The organism is Pseudomaricurvus alkylphenolicus (assembly GCF_011683955.1).
GTDB lineage: Bacteria > Pseudomonadota > Gammaproteobacteria > Pseudomonadales > Cellvibrionaceae > Pseudomaricurvus > Pseudomaricurvus alkylphenolicus.
Genome location: NZ_JAAQPI010000036.1, coordinates 1 through 20,409, shown reverse-complemented (window position 1 = coordinate 20,409; position 20,409 = coordinate 1). Strand labels below are relative to the sequence as shown.

At 51.4% G+C, this 20,409-nt stretch carries 17 protein-coding genes; 5 read left to right on the top strand and 12 right to left on the bottom strand.

Going from position 1 to position 20,409, the window contains the following annotated elements:
* Positions 1-163: 163 nt before the first annotated feature.
* Entirely contained in the window at positions 164-2,434 is a 2,271-nt protein-coding gene (locus HBA55_RS36360) for a TonB-dependent receptor (RefSeq protein WP_167000983.1), read from the top strand.
* Between the two features lie 479 nt (positions 2,435-2,913).
* Here HBA55_RS36360 and HBA55_RS36355 read toward each other — a convergent pair whose 3' ends face one another.
* From HBA55_RS36355 to HBA55_RS36345, 3 genes are all read right to left on the bottom strand, one after another.
* Entirely contained in the window at positions 2,914-3,915 is a 1,002-nt protein-coding gene (locus HBA55_RS36355) for an alpha/beta hydrolase (RefSeq protein ID WP_167000981.1), read from the bottom strand.
* Positions 3,916-4,022: 107 nt separating this feature from the next.
* On the bottom strand, positions 4,023-4,985 hold the full coding sequence (locus HBA55_RS36350; RefSeq protein WP_167000979.1) for an alpha/beta fold hydrolase: 963 nt from the start codon (positions 4,983-4,985) through the stop codon (positions 4,023-4,025).
* 114 nt (positions 4,986-5,099) lie between these two features.
* Entirely contained in the window at positions 5,100-5,522 is a 423-nt protein-coding gene (locus HBA55_RS36345; RefSeq protein ID WP_167000977.1) for a hypothetical protein, read from the bottom strand.
* Between HBA55_RS36345 and HBA55_RS36340 the strand changes: the two genes are divergently transcribed.
* Both HBA55_RS36340 and HBA55_RS36335 read left to right on the top strand, forming a co-directional pair.
* Positions 5,475-5,657: an outer membrane lipoprotein-sorting protein gene (locus HBA55_RS36340; protein ID WP_167001006.1), complete on the top strand. Its 183-nt coding sequence runs from the start codon at positions 5,475-5,477 to the stop codon at positions 5,655-5,657. The two genes, HBA55_RS36345 and HBA55_RS36340, sit on opposite strands and share 48 nt — an antisense overlap.
* 16 nt (positions 5,658-5,673) lie before the next feature.
* Positions 5,674-6,477 carry a hypothetical protein gene (locus tag HBA55_RS36335; RefSeq protein WP_167000975.1) on the top strand — a complete coding sequence of 268 codons (804 nt, stop codon included), beginning with the start codon at positions 5,674-5,676 and terminating at the stop codon, positions 6,475-6,477.
* A gap of 72 nt (positions 6,478-6,549) precedes the next feature.
* Here the strand turns inward: HBA55_RS36335 and HBA55_RS36330 are convergent, their stop codons facing one another.
* Together HBA55_RS36330 and HBA55_RS36320 are read right to left on the bottom strand one after the other, a co-directional pair.
* On the bottom strand, positions 6,550-8,460 hold the full coding sequence (locus HBA55_RS36330) for a serine hydrolase domain-containing protein (protein WP_167000972.1): 1,911 nt from the start codon (positions 8,458-8,460) through the stop codon (positions 6,550-6,552).
* A gap of 597 nt (positions 8,461-9,057) precedes the next feature.
* On the bottom strand, positions 9,058-9,921 hold the full coding sequence (locus tag HBA55_RS36320) for a helix-turn-helix domain-containing protein (RefSeq protein WP_167000970.1): 864 nt from the start codon (positions 9,919-9,921) through the stop codon (positions 9,058-9,060).
* Positions 9,922-10,215: 294 nt separating this feature from the next.
* Between HBA55_RS36320 and HBA55_RS36315 the strand changes: the two genes are divergently transcribed.
* On the top strand, positions 10,216-11,550 hold the full coding sequence (locus tag HBA55_RS36315; protein WP_167000968.1) for a metal-dependent hydrolase family protein: 1,335 nt from the start codon (positions 10,216-10,218) through the stop codon (positions 11,548-11,550).
* Positions 11,551-11,802: 252 nt separating this feature from the next.
* On the opposite strand, the gene HBA55_RS36310 is transcribed toward HBA55_RS36315, so the two are convergent.
* Both HBA55_RS36310 and HBA55_RS36305 read right to left on the bottom strand, forming a co-directional pair.
* Complete coding sequence (locus HBA55_RS36310) at positions 11,803-13,620, bottom strand: DUF885 domain-containing protein (protein ID WP_167000966.1); 1,818 nt, start codon at positions 13,618-13,620, stop codon at positions 11,803-11,805.
* Between the two features lie 23 nt (positions 13,621-13,643).
* Positions 13,644-15,410, bottom strand: coding sequence for a DUF885 domain-containing protein (locus HBA55_RS36305; protein WP_167000964.1), 1,767 nt, complete (start codon positions 15,408-15,410; stop codon positions 13,644-13,646).
* A gap of 591 nt (positions 15,411-16,001) precedes the next feature.
* Here HBA55_RS36305 and HBA55_RS36300 point away from each other — a divergent pair.
* Complete coding sequence (locus HBA55_RS36300; RefSeq protein WP_338109508.1) at positions 16,002-16,154, top strand: hypothetical protein; 153 nt, start codon at positions 16,002-16,004, stop codon at positions 16,152-16,154.
* A 69-nt stretch (positions 16,155-16,223) separates the two neighbouring features.
* Here HBA55_RS36300 and HBA55_RS38285 read toward each other — a convergent pair whose 3' ends face one another.
* The 5 genes from HBA55_RS38285 to HBA55_RS36275 form a co-directional block, all read right to left on the bottom strand.
* Positions 16,224-16,613, bottom strand: a complete 390-nt coding sequence (locus HBA55_RS38285; protein ID WP_167000962.1) for a helix-turn-helix domain-containing protein — start codon at positions 16,611-16,613, stop codon at positions 16,224-16,226.
* Between the two features lie 63 nt (positions 16,614-16,676).
* The gene (locus HBA55_RS36290) at positions 16,677-16,880 is read right to left on the bottom strand and encodes a hypothetical protein (protein ID WP_167000959.1); all 204 of its coding nucleotides are present in this window, start codon (positions 16,878-16,880) and stop codon (positions 16,677-16,679) included.
* Between the two features lie 28 nt (positions 16,881-16,908).
* The gene (locus tag HBA55_RS36285; RefSeq protein ID WP_167000953.1) at positions 16,909-17,922 is read right to left on the bottom strand and encodes a dipeptidase; all 1,014 of its coding nucleotides are present in this window, start codon (positions 17,920-17,922) and stop codon (positions 16,909-16,911) included.
* 69 nt (positions 17,923-17,991) lie between these two features.
* Entirely contained in the window at positions 17,992-19,155 is a 1,164-nt protein-coding gene (locus tag HBA55_RS36280; RefSeq protein WP_167000951.1) for a DUF819 family protein, read from the bottom strand.
* A 101-nt stretch (positions 19,156-19,256) separates the two neighbouring features.
* A complete protein-coding gene (locus HBA55_RS36275; protein WP_338109509.1) occupies positions 19,257-20,300 on the bottom strand; it encodes a TonB-dependent receptor in 1,044 nt (347 codons plus the stop codon).
* Positions 20,301-20,409 lie beyond the last annotated feature (109 nt).

Here is a 20,409-nt window from a genome sequence, read left to right as displayed (position 1 = left end):
CAGGAGTAATGTAACTGCATTAATTCACATGAATTAGCCCAAGAATCGACCGTTTGAAATTAAGGGATATATTTTAATTATATTTTGCTATATAGGATGAATGCTTTTAGCTGTGCCGACCAAACCATCACAATAAAAACTATTTCAATACTGGAGATAACAGATGCTACAAAAAACTAAGATCGCACTTGGAATTTCTTATGCGATAACCGCACTGGGGGCTGGATTTGCACACGCCGCCGACACCAACAGTGCAGAGTCTGAAGATTTTTCACTAGAAGAAATTGTAGTTACCGCCTCTAAGCGCGGTTATGCCCAATCTTTACAGGATATCAGTACGAGTATTCAGGCAGTCACTCAAGATGCTATTGAGGCATCCGGTATTACAGATTTAAGCTCAGTCGGTCAGCTGGCACCCAGTCTCAACATTGTTGACGTCAACGGCAATGGCTCCCCCCAGATCTCCATGCGCGGTATTACGGCGGGCAGCTTTAAAGGGGATTCTGTACAGGACCAGGCGCTAACCAGTGTCTATCTGGATGATATGGCACTTTCCGCCCCCGGTTTCACCCCCAACATAGAGCTCTTTGATATTCAAAGGGTTGAAGTGCTTCGCGGCCCCCAGGGCACTTTGTATGGCAATGGTGCCATGGGAGGTAACGTCCGCTTTGTTACCAATAAAGCAAATTTTGAAGAGTTTGCTGCCAAGATTGAAGCTGGCGTATCCTCCATCGACGAAGGTGGCAACGGCTATTCAACCAAGGGCATGGTCAACCTTCCCCTATCAGATACGCTGGCGTTGCGTGTGGTTGCCACGCACCAGGAAGACCCTAGCTACATTGACAATATTACACTCGACAATGATGACGATAACGAGCTGAGTCGAAGTAACCTGAGAACGTCTTTACGATACGCTCCCACCGACGATCTCGAGATTACCGGCAACATTTTCTACCAGGAACAAGAGCTGGGAGAGAGCGGGAACGGCATCAGCTATGAAGACGACGGCTCTTCCGTCATAAAAGTGCGCGACCTGACCACCGCTCATTTTGGCGAAACGCTACAAGACAACGAAATGGTGGTGTACAGCCTGAATGTTGAATATCAAACGGATTGGGTCAATCTGGTTTCTACCACCTCTTTCCTGGACCGGGAATATTCAACAGAAAGCAACACATACGACGTTCTTGTAGCCTTCGTGGGTGTGCAGGCTGAAGATTCACCTATTGTGCACGAATTTGCTCAGGAGGACTTTTCACAGGAAATACGAGTATCCTCTGCAAACACCGAAAGTGACCTGCAATGGGTAGTGGGCGGCTATTACTCCAAGCAAAAATTGCAGTACGATATCGAGTATCTCGTTCCCGGTTTTACCGATATTGTCGAAGCGACTTATGGCGTGCCCATTGAATTGGCTTTTGGTGCACCGACCACGGCCTTTGGCGTTGGCGGTAATGGCCCGCTGGACGACTTATTCTTTGGCGACACCTCCAACGAGCAAGAGCATTTGGGATTCTTTGGGGAACTCACCTACCGGCTGACAGACAAGCTGGAGGTTCTTGCTGGTTGGCGCTGGTCAGACTGGGAGCAAGACTATTCCCAGCACTACGCCGGCCTCTTCAACGGTGGCGAGACACTCAATACTGGCGATGACAGCTTCGAGAAAACCACCTACAAGCTGTCGGTGTCTTATGATCTCACTGAAGATGCCATGATCTATGCATCCAAATCCACTGGCTTCCGGTTTGGCGGTATCAACGACCAGATTCCCCTAACCTGTGGGGCCAATGATGCCGAGCGAAACTTCGAACCCGACAACATCACTAACCTGGAGATCGGTGCCAAAACCTCATGGCTTGATAATCGAATCTCTGCCAATGTGACCGCTTACCAATCGGAATGGAAGAATGTTCAATCGCAAGTGGCGTTAACCCATTGCGGATTTGCCTACAAGAACAACCAGGGTGAACAAGAGAGTAAAGGGGTTGAGTTTGAGATCACCGCACTGCCCATGAGAGACCTGATGCTGTCTCTGGCAGGCGCGTATATGGAAGCTGAGTTTGTCAAAGGCAATACCGCTTCGGGTGCAGAAAAAGGCGATACCGCCCCCTATGTGCCGGAGCTGTCCTTGAGTGCCTCTGGTGAATATACTTTTCCTGTCAATCAAGAGCTTGAAGGTTTTGTCAGGTTGAGTTACCAGTACACAGGAGAACGCAGTGCGGATTACAACCTGGCCAGGACCATTCAGCTCCAGTCCTACGAGATAGTTAATCTGAGAACGGGGGTTAGGGCTAACGACTGGACAGTAACCGCCTTCGCCAATAACCTACTGAATGAGCAGGAACCAGTCACAGGTGGTTTGGCGTTCGGAAAGCTGAGCGCTGTTGTCAGCAAACCCAGAACGGTAGGCCTGACGTTTAGTCGAGAGTTTTAACACATGAGCAGTGAGGGTTCCGTGGGAAATTGACGGGACCCATACTCCTCAGGTCACTGATAAACCCCGGTATTTTACTGGGGTTTGTTGTTTCTGGGGTTCAGTGAGCCTTAATACCTTTGGGTCTTCAGGGAAGTTTGTGGATTGCTTTAATTCAGGCTTCGGTGACAAAGTCTCTTTCGTTGCCTTAACCGGAAATTGGCACTCCGGCCCATGGTGGATTACGCTGTGCTAATCCACCCTACCCAATGTTGAAGTCATGTAGGGTGGGTTAGCGCGTGCGTAACCCACCAATTGCGGGCAAAATCCCGGATCCACGGTGGATTACGCTACGCTAGTTCACCCTACGGTTAAGGCCAGAAGCGTTTCCGGACAGGGACTATATTAATATCCGAATAGAAAATAACGACTTGTCGTTAAAAAAAATCCCCGCACGAAGGCGAGGATTTTGTCAGCAATCTGCGGAACCCATATTCCTGTCAGTCAGCGCTAGCAGCTTGTGAAACAGGCCACAAGGTATGCAAACCCGTACTAAACAAGTGCGCAAACACAGACGCATGCCACTCGCCCTCAAAGGTCGTCAGGGCCAACTCAAAGTTCTTATGCTTGGCCCGCGCTACTTTCTGCATATTGGCCTGCCCGAAGGACATAGCATCACGGATCACCGGGTCTGTAAGCTCGGCGCCGCCGTAGGCTGCAAACGCGCGAACCTGCCTGCCCTCAAGGCTTTTCTTGAATTCAACCAGCTTGCGATCCATGCCCTCTGCTGAATAAAACAACGCGGGGCTGCCGATAATGTACCGAGTAAATGGCAAGCGACCATCCAGCATGGCAAACGCGGTAAAGGCGCCACCGCCGGAATGACCGGCCAAACCGGATTGCGTCATATCCAGGCGAAACTCTTCCTGCAGCCTTGGCAGCAATTCGCTCAGGATAAACTCCTGGAAAATCTCAGCACCACCAAACCCCTGTTCTGGCGAGCGGCCAGCGGCTTTCAACCCAGCCACCAAGGCTTCAGGTGTCGGCGTTCCTGCAAGGCCCTCGTAAGTCCAGAAAGGACCAAACTCTTTCGCCATATAGTCGCGCAACCGTTGGGTGCCATGCCCGGCCGGACCTGTATTGGTACCGATACTGACAACAACCAGTTCCTGAGACTCCTTTCGTAATGCCTGCATGGTCGCCACCTCGCTCATGGTACCAAACATGTAGTTGGCATCAAGGGTCAACAGCAAAGGATAGTCTTTTTCACCCTGGGCATAACTGACAGGCAGTTTCACCAGTACCACATAGCTTTCGCCGGTCTTGGCAGAGTTAATAGTGAATTTCTGAATGCCCTCAAGTAATGTGCCCTGCATCACGCCCTGATCGGCACGTTTCAATTCCTGGGCATTTGCAGCCACCGTGCCAAACAGTACAAGGAAGAGACTCGCAATCGCAAACAGTTGCGAAGACAGCCATTGTTGTTTGTATGGGTGTTTCATTGAAGTTACCTCTGTTTTATTCATAGAGTTTTATTCATACAGATAGCGACCAGTTGCCAAACCTTGTGGTTTCAAGGTATTAATCAACACTGACGCTAAGTTTTTTCTCACTTTTTCTCTTCGCCCTCTACCTCAAAGGCTGCAGCCAATTCCGCCGCCGCTTTAGCCAGCTGTGCAACATAGGGCCTGGGGTTATGAGTCATTTCCGGCAGATTAATAGCGCGTGCATTGGGAATCGCCTGGGTGATCTCAACAAAGTGTTTCGGGGCAATAAATTCATCTGCGCCCGCTTCAACAACCAGTACCGGATTGTCGATGGTGGTGAGCATTTCCAGGGTGAAATTGGGTGTTGTGGACCAGGCTCTGTCTAATTTACCCCCAAGACGCTGAATCTTGCCTTCACTCATCCCCATTTTCAGCAGCATAGGGGTAAACCCAAGTGGATCAGGTTTACCGCTGGCCAGTAACTCGGGAAAGTCTTTCACAAACCCCTTGGCCATCTCATTATAGACACTCTGATGGTAAGGCGTGCCGCTCAGGGTCGAAGTGCGGATACGGTGCGGGTAATCAAACAACAGGTGCAGAGAAGCACAGCCGCCGTCACTGTGGCCAAAAATATGCGCTGTTTCCAAGCCAAGCACATCCATTAAAGCCACAACGTCGGCAGCTTCACGGGCGTAGGTCACAGGCCCACTGCCGAACCCGGAGCGCCCATGGCCACGGGCATCAAATGAGTAGACGGTGAAATACTTGGCAAACTCGCTCACCATAGACTCAGCCATAGTAGTCATACCAAAACCACCGTTCAGCACCATCAACGGTGGGCCCTCACCTGAGACCTCGACCCACATGTCGAAGTCGTCAACACGCAGGTATCGGCCTTCTCTGACCGGCCCGGTGAATCCCAGGGATTGCTGTTTCTCCAGGATCTGGCTTTCTGCCATGGCGGCGACCGGCTGCTCTGCCGCAGCGGCGACCTGGACAGTCGACAACCCCAGGCCAGCCAACAGCCATAGCCCAATCCCAAATGTTGAACCGAGCCTTGCCGCGCGTCTTGTCATTGCATTCATCCCACTCTCCAAGGAAGGTAATCCACAGGAATTAATTCACCTATATTAATCCTAGGAGGCCAATAGAGTCAACCCGCTTACAAACCAGTGCCTCCCCTCAAACCACAACAATGCTTAACCCGACAACCCTATATGCAAATTTGGTCTGCATAACAATATTTTGCAGACCATTTGTGGGGTAATAATGAAGAACAGATCTCCTCGTTCCAGCAAACGAACACTGACAATCGCAATCGCCGCTACCCTGCTTCTGTCAGCAGGTGCCAGCCACGCCACCCCCAATGTGAAGGAACTGTTGCTAAAAACCGACGATATGATGCGCGGCAGATCCAGTGAGGGGGTCATGAGTATGGAAGTCACCACCAAGCGCTGGCACCGCACCATGAAGATGCGGGTGCGCTCTAAAGGCACCGACAAGACCCTGGTGCAGATACTCTCGCCCGCGACAAACTTCCCCGCGCCGTTCGCTTTTACGATGAAAAAGACAAGCTGGTACGCACCCAAAGCTTCGAGGATATTCGTGAAATGGGTGGTCAATTACTGCCGACCACCGTGCGCTTGATTCCCGCCGACAAACCCAATGAGTCCACCGTCATGGTCTACGAGCAAATGGCGTTTGATGTGGACATGCCTGATAAAACCTTTTCCCTGCAGTCATTGCGTCGTCGCTAACGGAGCATTCTTATGCGTGGAGAGCCCTTATGTACATAGTCACCATGGCCTGGCGCAATATCTGGCGAAACCCCCGCCGCACGCTGGTCACAGTGGCAGCCATGACACTGGCTGCCTTTACCATGATCTGTTTCTCGGTATTGACCGCCGGCTTTATCCATTCCCGCTGTCGATTATCTGGTTCATACCGGCATCAATATCGGTAACTCGGACGGCGTCAGCATGGCCGGTACTGGACCTGTTTACCCCTTTTGCGCCGCAACGGATTGATCGAGACTACAAACCCGGTATAGATGCCATCCGTGTTACTGTGCCTTTAAGTGACTTTTCTGAAATTGAAATTGTCACTGCCGGGCAAGGCGACAATATGCCGCAAGACCTGAGCTATGCCGCCATGGGGCGCTGGAATATTGCCAATAGCGATATTGCTTTGATGGCGGGCCGCTTCCATGAAGATACCGTGATCGCCGGCTTTTTTACCACCGACTATGCCGGGGTTGGTTACCGCCTGGAAGTCGCCCACACCGAATCCGGCGATGAACTCGACAAACAACTGGATCGACGGCGATTCTGGCGCGCCACGGCGGGCTTTGATTACCAGATCAATCCTGATGTGACCTGGGTGACCGAGCTGGCCTGGAACGAGTACGGCGCAAAGAGGGCCGATGAATACCTGAAAATCATCATTGCCGACCGCTTTAGCCGCGGTGAAATCACATCCTTTGGCCGCGCCTATGTGGGCAGCTCGCTGAACTGGCAATTTCATCCGCTCGTTAATGCCAGCGTGGCCGTACTGCATAAAGTGGTGTTACTCAGGTAGGCGACAGGCTTAGCCTGTAAATGCAACTAGGGGCGCTAGCAAATGCCAGCGCCCGCGATGGTTTCCTTACAATCAGCTAAAGTAATTAAATCCGAGCAGGTTCCAATAGATATAGAACCAGGCCATAGCCAGAGCCGCAAGGCTGACCAGGCTATAGCGCACACGCGCCCAGACACTCGCACCAAAGCCCTCGCGCCAGTAGGTCACCGACATTACCCCGTGCCACAAGGCCGCCAGTGTCGCCAGCACCGGGAAGATCAGTGAAAACTTGAGGACTGCGGGAATTTCATACATCAACGCCGTCATCCCGCCAGAGACACCGACTCCGGCAAACACCAAGAACAAAGTGTTGGAGGCTGCAACCGCGATAGATGCCCGGAACGCCATTTTTTCTGCACCCTGAAGTGCCCGGTAAGCTGCCCATTGATAGCCCAGGCGCAGGAAAACGCCCAGGAACACCAGCAGGGAAAAGCCGACAAGGATGCCGGTAAAGGCCGCCGTTTCGTAAAAAGGCGCCCGGTAGTATTGCATGACACCCATGCCATCAATAACCAGGCCCGTGATCTTGCCGTCGGCATCTTGCTGGAAGGCAACACGTTCATAACCGTCTACCTGGCGAAAGAGATTGTTATCCACTTCCACATAGCGCTTGGGCCCGATCATCAGTGTGTTGTCCGGGAGGGGAGTCACCTTCAGCCCCGAAAGTGCCCGCATCAGGGACTCGATCTTAGAGAAGTTGCTACGCCAGCTATTGAAAGTGCCAGCGTAGCGACCAGCACGCTCGGCAAAATCGGCGGGCGGTGTAATTACCGTTATTTCACGGGGAAAAAACTCATCATAAAAGGCTTTCACAAAAGCCCCATGAACCATCCCACCGCCGGGACCACTGAACGACGAAAACAGCATAAAGTCTTCCTGAAGCGACAACCCGAAATGAGACAGGAAGACCGTGGTGCCCCCATCATGGCCGAAGTTATCAAAGCCGTCCGGGCCAAACCGCCGCTCGAGAAAACCCAGTGCCATGCCTCGGACTCGCTCATCATGAACAAACCCTTCATCCAGTATCTGTTGCAGGGTTTCCGCTTTCAGAATTCGATTGTCACCGTCCGCACCGCCATTCAGAAGTGCCCGTGCGAAGCGCGTCATATCATGTGCCGACGCTGCCATGGCCCCGGCAGGGCCGAAGTTGGAGATGATCTCGTAATTAATTTCCGTATATTGGTCGGGCTTGTAGCCATAGGCCTTGGCCATATGCACGTCCAGCTCCGGCGGCAGCGGCTCCACAAAGCTCGCGTATTTCATACCCAGCACATCAAAGATGTTCTGCTGCACGTAGTCGTTAAAAGGCACACCAGAGACATTCGCCACTATCAGACCTGCAAGTGCGGTGGCCCAATTGGAATAGGCCGTGTGCTCGCCCGGCGGGTTAACGCGCACCGGCTGGGACTTCGCCAGCGACTCTGCCAGCGGTATAATGCGATCCGGGTTATCAATGATCAGGTAGCCAAGGCCGCCATCTTCAAAACCCCCTGTGTGGGTCAGGATATGGCGCAGTGTCACCGGCTGGCCCGGCCAGGTGTCCTCGATCTGAAAGGTCTTCAGATACTGGTTAACATCAACATCCAGGTCCAGCTTGCCCCGCTCCACCTGCTGCATAACCGATACCCAGGTAAAAAGCTTGGAGATGGAACCGGGGCGGAAAAGACTGGTCGCCGGATCAACGGGTGTGCGTTTTTCAACGTCGATAAAGCCGTAACCTTTGGAGAAAATTATTTCCCCGCCCTTCATCACGGCAACAACGCCGGAGGGGCTGTGGTGCTGTTGCATGTTGGTCTTGACCACACCATCGACAAAGGCTTCAACAACCGCCGGATTGGTCACATCCGGAGCAGCTGCGGCTTGAGCGCAAACCGACAAGACCATCGCAAACGCGACCATCAGTCGAGCCAAATGGCCTGTTACGCCGCTTCTCACTCTGCTCATTACCTCATTCCTCTTTTAATTTAACTTGTAGACCTTGCCACCCTTTGTGACGAAATCAACCACCGTATTATCCCTATGTGTTCCAGTGGAGAATTTCCGCTGGTGACGATACCGGTCTGAATTTATCGTGCTCCTGGCTCAGCCCCAGATTTCACTGAGTACGCGCTTGAAATTATCACCCAGAACCAGACGAATATCGGCATCGCTGTAACCGCGCCTAATCATGCCCTCGGTAATGGCGAAAACCTATTACCTAATACCTAGGCAACACCTCCCCCCTTCGGGGTGGGGGCTGAAGGTGAGCGCCTTCACCAATATGCAGTTGCTGCGCCTTTAATAGTATTCAACTCCGACAATGACACGTAGTGAAAAACAGACAAAAACTTTTTAAAATTAGACACCTCGTCGTAAAGTATTGTAAGCTTTCCCCGTGCTCATATTAGCGCCCAAGTTTGCCCTGGAGGGCCCGGCTGCCCCACCATGCAACAGCCCCGCACCGTGGGGGTTACATTACGAACAAGGTTTTAACAGGGCAACTAACACTCCACTGACGGTTAAGCCCCGTCGGGTAGGTGGGAGCGTCTATCCCCTATCACTTTATACAGTCCTGGATGGCGGCTCACCAAAGTAGCGTTTATAAGCGGTACTAAAGCTACTGGGCTCCTGGTAGTGGAGCTGATCGGAAATATCCGAAATTTTTAGCTTTCCCATCTGGATCTGTTCTCTGGCCCACTCCATTCTCAGCCGAACCTGGAAGTCATTTACCGTCGCGCCATACACAAGCTTGAATCCGTAGTGCAATTTATTGCGATTCAATTCCCCGAAGGCTGCAAGGGCGTCGATACTCTGTAATTGATGGAAGGAGTGCCCCAGGTGCTGGTGTATCGCCGCCAGTTTCTGATGATCTTCTGCCGTTAACTTATATCGGTTAGCCGATGGTTTTCTTTTCTCCTGTTTTCCCCAATCCTCAAACAAAAGGCAAAGCAACTCCATGCCTTTGGACTTGGCAAATAGCTGAGAAAAGTTTGGGTCACTGAATCCAGCCAGTAGCGTATGGGCGGCTTTCAGGGATTCGCTGGAAGCCGGAAAATGGCCGCCGGCCGAGGCTTGACCGCCGGCCGAAAAGTTTTTGATGGTTTCGGGCAGCTGTTCCAGTGAGGTGCCGAGCATAGTTGATAGCTTCTCAAGGGAGACATAGAGTGCAACCACTTCAAATTCCGGCTCGCCGGTAAAGCTGATGGCGCTTAAACTGTCTGCTTGTATCAAGTGAAAATAACAGCAAGGAGCTTTGGGAACTTCGTAACACCCGTGCTGATCCAGCTGATGAAAATGCCCCTTGAAGAGGATTCGAAAAATCAGTGAAAGCTCATTGGGCACAAACCCCAGGGTAACCGCCTCTTGCTGGTTATGATAGTTGTAATTGACCGATAGGCCATCAGCTAGCTTTTGCGAATTTAGCATTAAGCTCTCCCAGCTCAACACCACTCTGCTATCGGCTGGATCAAGACAAGGACTTTGCATCGCTGCGGATATAGACGTCTGCAGCTCGGGAGTGACCCCAAAAAAAACATTTCTTGCCGGAAAGGCAAATTCAGTCAGTTGGTCACCGGTATTAGATCGAGGTGGCTTTTCGGGCATAAACTGTGTGCTGATCTCTAAAGTAAGCGTTATCATCTCACTAGCGGCCAGCACTTGTAAAGCGCTAGGATTAACAGAGAAACAAAACACCCTGCACCGCACCAGAAGCGAGGAAATATGCGAAATTATTTGTTGAAATCTGTGCAGCTTGGCCTGATGGCCAGCGGCCTGTTGGCGGCCACCGCCATGGCCAGTGGCCAGCCGGGCAATGCCAGCAGTCTGGCCGACGACCATGTGCAGTATGCCCAGTGCGGCCGCCTGATTGACCCGATTAAGAAGAAAGTGGTGAAGGATGTCACCATTAAGATTGAAGGCACAAAATTCTCTGAGGTGGTTGCCGGAGGCAAGGTACCGACCGGTGCCGAGGTGATTGATCTGAGCAACACCACTTGCCTGCCTGGGCTGTTTGAATTGCATGCACATCTGTCGTTAGATCTTAAAATCCACCCTGCAAAGCTCAGTGCTTCCAAGGCGGCACTTATTCAACTGCGTCAGGCACAGCGAGCGATGAAAGACGGTTTCACCACTATCCGTTCTACCGCCGAGTGGGGTCACTACGCCCTGATCGATGTGCGCAATGAGATCAATGCCGGCGAATATGTTGGTCCACGTATTTTTGTAGCGCCTCATAACCTGAGCCCTACCGGTGGTCACGGCGACTACAACGATTACCCGGCGGATATGAAAAACCCGGTAGTGGGCACTATCGTAAAGGCAGGTACCGACAATGTGCGCGAAAAGGTGCGTGAGCAAATTAAGTACGGCGCCGACTGGGTAAAAATCTCCGCCTCCGGAGGTGTAATGAGTGAACACGATGATCCAACCGTGGCAGCCTTTACTCAGGAAGAGATGAACGCCTGGGCCGATGAGGTGCACCGCTATAAGAAAAAGATAACCGCTCATGTACACGGCAACGACGCGGCGATTATGGCGGCCAAAGCGGGCTTTGACTCCATCGAGCACGGCACCATGATCGAAGATGACGCTATCAAATTAATGATCAAAAACGGCGTCTGGTTAGTGCCGACCGTGTTTGTTGCCAATAGAGTGGCGGAGCTCTGTGAAACCGACGGCCCGATGAAACCTTCCGCCAGCAATTGCGAGAAAATCAAAATTGTTATAGCCAAACGCGATAAAGCGCTGATGAAGGCCTATAAACGTGGCATGAAGATCGGCTTTGGTGTTGATGCCATCTGGGGGGTACAGGATAACCCCAAAGAGTTTGCGGCACTGGTATCGGTGGGTATCAAGCCCATGGATGCGTTGGCTATGGCAACGATTAACTCCGCTGAACTGATGGATTTGGATGAACAGCTGGGTTCCGTTGAAGCGGGGAAACTGGCCGACCTGGTTGCAGTAGAAGGTGACCCATTAACCGATATTACGGTGATGGAGCAAGTAAAGTTTGTGATGAAAGAAGGTTCGATTTATCGCAACGATTTGGTTAAGTAGCCCCTATTGCAGCAGTGATATGGCCAGTATTTGCTGGCCTTGTTTATCGGCCGGAAAACTGGGTTTCGTCAAAACTGAGTCATACAGTAGGTTGTCGGTGGTGATTTGGGACGGTTTGATGGCTAAGGTGGATGCCTCGGGTTGCCAACAGCTCCACCACATCATTCAGGCTAAGTTTGAATCCGGGCAGCATTATACCCAGCTACACCGCCGTTAGCCCAGATTCTGACTCAGTTTTGACAGGACCCGCAATTATTGGTCCATGGACCACGCCACGTGTTTCTCCAGCACCGGCATTGGCAGTGCACCGCTACCCACTACTGCAGCGTGAAACTTTTTAATGTCGAAGTTATCGCCGTACTTGGCTTCCATATCACTACGAAGTCCTTTGATAAACTCAAAGCCAAGTTTGTAGGCCAGGGCCTGCGCCGGCATGTCTGTGGAGTAGCGCATCATCTCGGTGCTGGACTCGGTTTTGGTGGAGAAGGTGTTTTCCAGGGTAAACTCCAGCGCTTTCTCAGCCGACCAGCCGTAATAATTCATGCCGGTATCAACCACCAGACGATTGGAAATAAAACTGTCAAACAGCAGGTAACCATAACGGTCCATCGCATCCAGGAAGCCCATTTCCAGTGCCAGGCTTGCTGCATAATTGGCCCAGCCCTCGTTAAAGGCTGTAACCATGCTGCCGCTCTTGCGATAAGCCGATAAGTTCTCATTCTCCGACTGCAGGGCCATATGGAAATGATGACCGGGAATCAATTCGTGAAAGATCAACGGCGCTGTCCACACCATTGGGCGCTCTGAGAGATTCGAACCGTTAAAGCGATAAAGCCCCTTAGATTCAAGCTTGTTGGGCATCTGATAGTAACCAAAGGTCATGCCCGCTTCGGCTGCCGGGTCCAAACGCTTGGAGCCATATGGCGCTTTGGGCATGAGCGAAAAATAATCGTCAATATGCGGTTCAATTTTGGTGATGTAATCATCGTAGCGCGCTTTTACTTCTTCTGGCGTCTTGGCAAAGAAACGCGGGTCTTTGCGCATTTGGTCGTGAAATTCCTGGGCGCTACCTTTAAAGCCCAGTTCATCGCGGATTGCCTGCATTTCTTTTTGTATCCTGGTGAGACTGTCGAGGCCGAACTGGTGAATCTCTTCCGGGCTTAAGTCCAAAGTGGTCTCTCGCTTAATGGCATGGGCGTAGGCCTCTTTACCACCGGGGTATTGCCCCAGCCCCACCGACTCAGGTGCACGAGCCAGATAGTCATCACTCAGATACTCTAGTAGTGCATCTATGGCCGGATTCACCTGCTTGGCAAGTATGGAGTCACGACCAGAGAACAGTGCAGACTTCTGCTCCGCCGTCAGCGTGGTAACACGGGCATCTGCCACGGCAGTTAAGGCCGGTAAATTTGTCTTCAGGCTTTGATAAACACCTCGTGCGCCGGGAATAGCAGGCTTAGGCAGTAATATACCCCGCTCATCCTGGCCTTTTAACTTGGCCAATTGATCACCGGCAAAACGCCCTATATCAGCAATCAAACCCAGATAGGTCTCTACATCACTCTGGCTATTCAGCGGCGCACCGGCCAATGCCCCGGGCAGCAGAGTGCTGACCACAAAACCGGATTGGTAAGGGGTTACCGAGAACTGGTGCCAATAGTGCTTGGGATCAGCCACCAGTATTTGCATTTGGCGTTCAAAAATATCGGCCGTCAGCTGGTCTTCATGGTTTAGTGCCGTGCGATCTATTTCCGCCAGACGCGCCAGGTAATCACGAGCCCCTTGAGCCTGTTTTTCGGTAGCTGCTATCGACAACTCAGGCAATTGGGTAACTTGTTTTCCCGCGAGCATCAACACATAAGGATTGGCGGCTGCTGAGGCTGCGAGAAATTCCTGTGTCAAGGCTTCTAAGCTGGCACCGGCGCTTTGCTTATCGGCTACCGTTGGCGCGGCAACCTGTTCAGCAGCAGGCTTTTCAACGGCCGATGTTTTTTGATCGGCTTTTTCAGTTTCACTGCACGCTGCCAGGGCCACCGCCGCTGACAGTAATAATACTTTGGTTGTTTTCATCAGTGTTTTCCTACTTATGATTATCAAGCTTTTTTCTGTTCAGCAATCCAGCGGTCAACAATACCTTCGAGCACTGTCAACGGCACGGCGCCACTCTTCAACACCAGGGTGTGAAACTCGCGCAGTGAGAAATGTTTGCCCAGGACCTGTTCGGCTTTGCCGCGCAGTTCGCGAATTTTAAGCTCGCCGTTCTTGTAGGCCAGCGCCTGACCCGGATAGGTGATGTAGCGATCCACCTCGGAGGTGATGTTGTGCAGACTCAAGGCCGAATTGTCCGCCATAAAATCGATAGCCTGTTGACGGCTCCAGCCTTTGGCGTGCATGCCGCTGTCTACCACCAGACGCAGGGCGCGCCACATCTCGTAACTCAGGCGACCAAAGCGGTCATAGGGGGTGTCGTAAATGCCCATCTCTTCACCCAGGTATTCCGAGTAGAGTCCCCATCCTTCACCGTACGCGTGGAAGTAATAGCTGCGACGGAATTTCGGCAGGCTGTCCAACTCACCGGCAATAGAAATTTGCTGGTGATGACCGGGTACGCCTTCATGCAGCGTCAGTGCGGCCAGGGTGTACAGCGGGCGACTCTTCAGGTTGTAGGTATTGAGGAAATAAACTCCTGCGCGGGTGCCGTCGGCCGCGCCTCCCTGGTAGTAACCGGCAGCAGTTTTCGGCGCAATGTGCGCAGGCACCGGCTGGATACCGTAGGGGTTGCGCGGCAGGTAGGAGAAATACTCCGGTAACTTGCCATCAATGCGCTTGGCCAGGCTTGCGGCTTTAGCCAGGAATTCCTCCTCGGATTTAGGGTAGAACTGTGGGTCTGTGCGCAGGTGCGCGAAAAACGCCTTCAGGTCACCGTCAAAGTCCACCTCTTTCATGATGGCTTCCATTTCCGCGCGGATGCGTTTTACCTCCGACAGGCCCAAGGTGTGCACAGCATCGGCATCGGTCTCCATGGTGGTGTAGTAACGGACAAAATGGTCGTAAAGCTCACGCCCTTTCGGGATATCCGATAAGCCAATGATTTCACGACAAGCCGGTTTATAGGTTTCCGTAAAGAAGGTGTTGTAACGCTGATAGGCCGGGTTTACCACGTCGCTGACCAACTGCTTGCCCTTGGCTTGCAGCTCGCTGATAACCTCGTCGCCGTAGCTGGCGGGAATGCGGTTGAAAGGTGCGTAAAACAGGCTCTGCTCCGGTGTGGCCGCAATAAATCCAGAGATACTCGCCTCGTAGCCGTTCAGGGTTTCACAAGGCTGTACATAGCCGACTTCGATGCCTTTTTGCATCAAGGCCATATTCTGGTCAGCGAAAGCACCAAACGCTTCCAGGCGTTTCAGGTAAGCGCGGTAATCTTCCTCACTGTTAAACGTGGTCATACCACCGACTATTTGCGCAAAAATTGTCTGCCATCCCACCACCGTGTTGAAGGTGATAGAGCGCCAGTCATAATCCAGAGTTTTGCGCTCGTTATGGACCATCCACTCGAACACCTCGTAGTTAACGCGGTTGGCGTCGGAGAGTTCTTTAACGGGGATTTTTTTCAGCTCCGCGATAGCCAAGTCAAGGTTAATCGTGCGCTCGGCAAAACCTTTTTCACTGAGGTCATCCAGGCGATCACTGTAGGTGGTATCACCAAAATAGCTAGCCATCATTGGCGAGCTCTTCAAGTGTTTATCCCAATAGCCGTCCATCAGGGTTTCAAGCTGATTGTCTGCATTGCCGGCCAGCGCCGGTGCGCTGCTGATAACCAGTGCGGTGGCTATCATTTTTTTAAGGGTACGTATTTTCATCGCGTTATCTCTTAACGTTATTGTTGCTGACGTCATTCTTTTGGCTACCGCTACGACGGGTAAATAGCCTCTCACTTGCCGTTTTTGAATTCAACGGATCACTGTGCAGAAACAAACGTTGGTGAGCTCTCTCTCACAAATTCCATCAGCAACGGATTAATTTGTTCCGGTTTTTCTCCCAATAAAAAGTGGCTCACACCTTGCATCTGTAGCAGAGAGGAATTGAGCCTAGCCTGGGGTAACGCTAAAACACCGCCCCCAATTAGCCGATTGACACTATCGTGTGGCCGATCAGCACTTTTAATCCCCCTTAGCTTTACCTCGAGCGGTAGGCCTGGCCCTACTCCTGCTCAGCCAGCAGCCCTGTCTAAGTGCAATGATTTAATCTGAACAGCTTAACTACTACTGCGCATTACCTCAAGTTAATAAGCGTTAAAGCTCCGGCTGGCCTAAACTAAACCCCGGACGCCAAAAAGCCGGTCGACCCCCAAACCACACAGTTGATGGAGTGAACAACAGCGGTCATATTGCCCCACTGGTCGATGGCCACCACGGTATCGGAATGACGGGGTCAAATCACTCAACCTGCGGGTGGGTTGGGATATTGACGAGCTGAGTCTCTACCTGTTCGCCGAGAACCTGCTGGATGATGATGCGGAAATCACCAAACCGATTGCGACTTTTACCGAGTCCACCATGCAACAGCCCCGCACCGTGGGGGTTACATTACGAACAAGGTTTTAACAGGGCAACTAACACTCCACTGACGGTTAAGCCCCCTCGGGTAGGTGGGAGCGTCTATCCCCAATCACTTTATACAGTCCTGGATGGCGGCTCACCAAAATAGCGTTTATACGCGGTACTGAAGCTACTGGACTCCTGATAATGAAGCCGATCAGAAATATCCGAAATTTTTAGCTTTCCCAACCGGATCTGTTTTCGGGCCCACTCCATTCTCAGCCGAACCTGGTAGTCATTTACCGTCGTGCCATACACAAGCTTGAATCCGTAGTGCAATTTATTGCGATTCAACTCACCGAAGGCTGCAAGGGCGTCGATACTCTGTAATTGATGGAAGGAGTGCCCCAGGTGCTGGTGTATCGCAGCCAGTTTCTGATGATCTTCTGCCGTTAATTTATATCGGTTAGCCGATGGTTTTCTTTTCGCCTGTTTTCCCCAGGGGACGATACCATCTTTATACACGGAACGAACCAGGATGACGGACCATGGCCCCTCCCCTTCCGGGCGAAGGATATAGGTCGCAAATTAGACGCCGTCGCGCATGGGCACCATAGAAAACTGATCCACGTCTTCCTTCGGTAAGGTCACCAGAGCGGGTTTTCCCGGCGTATCGTGCCCTGCACTATGGTCTGCCATCAAAGTGGATGGCATGGCACAAACCAGCCCCACCAACAACACCAGCATTTCAGTTTTGGAAATAAAGTGACGAATAGCTTTTACAAGGACCATGCAATATTCTCCAGATACTTCTCTTTTTTCACTTCCATACCTGCTTAGCCACTCGCAACAAATTCTCACCCATGATTTTTCGCACATCTGTCTCGCTATAGTTCTTCTTCAAAAGTTCTTCAACCACTTCAGCAAACTGATCTGGCTTGAACATTTTTAAGGGCTGCCCTCGCATCTCATCACCAAAGACGTCCGGATTCTGCTGCAGGAAGTCATTCACTTCTTGCTGATCCCAAACATAGTCCGTACCAAAGCCAACATGGTCCACGCCCACAAGTTCTGCCACATAGTCGATATGTTGAACCATGGTTTCGGTGCGGTCATCGTTATCACCCATAAAGTGGCCAATTCCACTGAGACACATCACACCACCGCTGCGGGCACACGCCCTAATAGCATCATCGGGAACATTGCGGTAGTGATTCTTGATTGCCGCCGGATTGGAATGCGAGAAGATAACCGGCTTTGTCGCCATCTCCATGATATCCATTACCGCTGTGTAGGATGTATGACTGCAGCAGACTACCATTCCGACCCTTTCCATCTCTGCCACGACCCTGCGTCCAAACTCCGTTAAACCTTGGGGCTTATCGTGACAACCACCTGCCAGGGCATTATTTCTATTGTAAGCCAAAAGCATCCACCGCACGCCAAGGTCATAATAGAGTTGGACCATCGGCAAGTGCTCATCAAGTGCCAGCCCGCCTTCTATATCAAAAGTCACGGCCAATTTATCTTCTACGCGGGCTCGCAAAATATCCTCGGGCCTTTCTACTAAAAGGTACTGGTCCGGTCTTTGTTTTAACCATCGTCGCATGGTGGCAAGCAGTTTGATACCACTTTCCCAGGGTATAACATCGAAGCTGACATTGAGCGAGACCACATCAACACCGGTAGCCTTACAGCGCTCTAATTGTGGAAGAAAGCTTTCATCATCTGGCCTTAATGGCATGCATTGGTGGTTATCCCAAACCAGTGTATCCATCATAAACTTGCGACATGGATCACTAATAGTAATTTCGGGGATCGACACTGAGCCCATACGATAGAATCTCCTACTTAAAAATAATTTGCACAACGATTTACTGCGTAAGTTGCTATTCCGCTAGTGCTATATCAACGACCAGAACATTCCCATGCCAATGAAAGTAGCGATGGAATAGCCCAGTATTCCAACCAGCATTCCCGGCACAACAAGAGGTTTCCAGTTTTTCCCCGCAGCCATGGCCGCCGCTGTTGCAGGGCCAAGGCAACAGGCATTGGAAGCAACCAGCGCTTCAGCCATATCCAACTTACACAGGTGGCCCAACAGCGTAAGTATCACCAAGTGTACAGCGACCAAAATAAGCACAAAAATAAGGATGGGGAAAGCGGCTCCGATGGCATCCGAAAGATTTGCTCCGGCGCCCATCACCGCAAAAAACGTATACATTAAGACGGTGCCGACTTCGAATTCGTGTTGTACTTTTTCAACCACGGGCTTGGCGAAGTTTGCCACCAGCAAGGCCAAAACGGTGATTGCCGGTATGACCAGATTCTTAACACCAAACCACTCAGATAGCCACATAGCAACAGCAAAAATCAACAGGCTGAGCAATAGACCCAGCACTAACCCATAAGCGCTAAACCGGGCATTTCCATTACCGCCAAGCGAGAAATCCAACGCTTCCTCATCAGGCGATATTTCAGTACTGCAATCGCGTTCGCCTTCATATCTGGAGGGCATTAACTTTCGAACCACCGCCAGCATCGGCATAGCAAATAACAATAACAAGAATACTATTCCCCCAACCGCATCGGCAGAGAGTGCCGCCAGGTACTGTGCCGGGTTATCGAACTGTAGGGCTTCCGAGGTTGCCACAAAGTTAACTGAACCGCCAACGTAACCTGCGGTTAGCATAGCGACAACATGAGCCTCAGACTGCCCAAGATCGATCAGCCAAGCTCCAACAAGAGCGCCGCCCAGGGTGGCAACCACGGCAACAGAGAACGCCTTCAACATGCTTCCCGATTCCGAGATAACCCGCCTCAAGTCTGCACGCAACAACAGCATGGGGATCGCAAGTGGCACCAGAAAACTGGCAATGGAACCGTATAAATCGGCGGAGTGAGGAATGATGCCAAAGTTAGAAAGCGCCATCGACGACAATAGAATCACTAACGCCCCTGAAAGGGCTTTACCCCAACCCCTGGTTTCTGACCACATCCCGAATAGAACTACACCTATCAGTACCGTCAGGAGTAAAATTGTCTGATCCCCGGAAACAATCGGCATTCAACAACCTCTGCTTTTTATTTACTGTCGCATCTATTGCCAATAAAAACCGGCCCCACAGGCCGGTTTTTATTCACGTCGGTTAGATAAAAATACAGGATTTACATCCGATATTTGAATTTGACACCATAGCTACGCAGGTCACCCAGCGCGAAGAATCCGCTACCCGGGGCCTCGTAACTCAGATCTTCCCCAGCTACCAGGTACTCTTCGTTCGTCAGGTTGTGGCCATACAGTGTCACATCCCAGTCTTGGCTCAGCAATGAAACACTCAAATTAACCCGCTCGTGTGGATCCTGAATCATATCAGCGCCCGGCCCTGACAGGGTTGTGATATTGGCGGCATAATAGGTTTCACCTACCAGGGAGACGCTTGGTGAAATTTCCAGGTCAAGGTTGTCACCCAACGATTTGTGATATACCAGGCTCAGGTTAAAGTTCCACTCCGGCGCAAACGGGATTGGGTCACCTTTCTCAACGATTTGACTGGGTACAACCGGGTCATCTTCCTTCATCTCCGTTTTGTTATAACCAAACGAAGATTGAAGCTTGAGGGCAGTATTAATTGCCGCAGTGATTGAGCCTTCAAAACCGTAGGACTCCGCTGTTCCCGGAGTCGCGGTGGAGGCGATAAAAGGCGCGCCAGATGGATCCGTATTGGGCAGGAAAGATTGAATCTGGGGCTTCCATTCATCGATATAATACACGTTAAAGCTAGTATCGAGCGCCCCTTCCAGCAACGACGCTTTTACACCCAGCTCGTAGGACTGCAGCGTTTCGCTGTCAAAGACTGGAACTGACGCAGTGGTATTATTGAATCCGCCGGGACGAAAGCCGCGAGCAACCCTAGCATAGAACATACTGTCATCAGAAGCATAGTAACGCAAGGTAAGCTGAGGCTGCCAATCGATAAACGTCGCGCTTCTTTCAACAGACAAAACAGGGGCTTGATCTCTATGAACATTGTCATAGCGAATTCCTGCGCCGATTTCAAAACTATCGCTGATTCGATAGTCCGCATCAACAAACGCGGCGAGGGTTTTATTCTCTTCCGTTAGCAACAATACAGGAGGTCCGCCAACACCACTTAAATTGTCTTTTTCTTCAAAGTTGTAAAATACACCGGCAGAGCCGGCCCCGGAAATATGGACAGCTCCATAAGTGGAATCTTCGCCTGATTTAGGGCACGGTAGTGCCCATGAACAGGAGATTTACCATGGCTAGACGACCACGTCGTAACCACTCACCCGAATT

Excerpts from the sequence above, each read along its gene's own strand:
- HBA55_RS36350 (WP_167000979.1), bottom strand. The coding sequence starts at position 4,985 with ATGAATGCAATGACAAGACGCGCGGCAAGGCTCGGTTCAACATTTGGG.
- HBA55_RS36305 (WP_167000964.1), bottom strand. The coding sequence starts at position 15,410 with ATGAAAATACGTACCCTTAAAAAAATGATAGCCACCGCACTGGTTATC.
- HBA55_RS36315 (WP_167000968.1), top strand. The coding sequence starts at position 10,216 with ATGCGAAATTATTTGTTGAAATCTGTGCAGCTTGGCCTGATGGCCAGC.
- HBA55_RS36330 (WP_167000972.1), bottom strand. The coding sequence starts at position 8,460 with ATGAGCAGAGTGAGAAGCGGCGTAACAGGCCATTTGGCTCGACTGATG.
- HBA55_RS36285 (WP_167000953.1), bottom strand. The coding sequence starts at position 17,922 with ATGGGCTCAGTGTCGATCCCCGAAATTACTATTAGTGATCCATGTCGC.
- HBA55_RS36320 (WP_167000970.1), bottom strand. The coding sequence starts at position 9,921 with ATGCTAAATTCGCAAAAGCTAGCTGATGGCCTATCGGTCAATTACAAC.
- HBA55_RS36280 (WP_167000951.1), bottom strand. The coding sequence starts at position 19,155 with ATGCCGATTGTTTCCGGGGATCAGACAATTTTACTCCTGACGGTACTG.
- HBA55_RS36360 (WP_167000983.1), top strand. The coding sequence starts at position 164 with ATGCTACAAAAAACTAAGATCGCACTTGGAATTTCTTATGCGATAACC.
- HBA55_RS36310 (WP_167000966.1), bottom strand. The coding sequence starts at position 13,620 with ATGAAAACAACCAAAGTATTATTACTGTCAGCGGCGGTGGCCCTGGCA.
- HBA55_RS36355 (WP_167000981.1), bottom strand. The coding sequence starts at position 3,915 with ATGAAACACCCATACAAACAACAATGGCTGTCTTCGCAACTGTTTGCG.
- HBA55_RS36290 (WP_167000959.1), bottom strand. The coding sequence starts at position 16,880 with ATGGTCCTTGTAAAAGCTATTCGTCACTTTATTTCCAAAACTGAAATG.